The organism is Pseudomonas sp. Pseusp97 (assembly GCF_047304025.1).
Classification (GTDB): Bacteria; Pseudomonadota; Gammaproteobacteria; order Pseudomonadales; family Pseudomonadaceae; genus Pseudomonas.
In genome coordinates this window covers 1-248 of sequence record NZ_JBGLYK010000586.1, presented here as the reverse complement: position 1 = coordinate 248, position 248 = coordinate 1, and the positions used below count along the sequence as shown (strand labels likewise).

General features: G+C 70.2%; 1 protein-coding gene. It reads right to left on the bottom strand.

The annotated features are described in order from the left end of the window. Positions 1–248 (bottom strand): LytR/AlgR family response regulator transcription factor (locus ACCC94_RS30425; RefSeq protein ID WP_413353263.1); only part of this gene is annotated, 248 nt, incomplete at both ends.

The following is a 248-nucleotide window of genomic DNA, read 5'->3' as shown; positions in this document are numbered from 1 at the left end:
GCCCATTGCTGTTCAAGGTCGGCCAGCGGCACCCGGATGAGGTAGCTGGCATCGGCGGTGTGCAGCCGCGCGTAGTCCCCCTGCGCCTGGACGTAGGTGACGTCGTCGCGGCGGATCATCCTGGTGGTCCCGCCCTGGTCAACCGTGATCATCTCCGGTGCCGCGCCGCCGTCGCGCAGTTCACTGATCCGCCCCACGGAGCGGGCCAGGCGCTCGGCACGCACCGGCTTGAGCAGGTAGTCCACGGC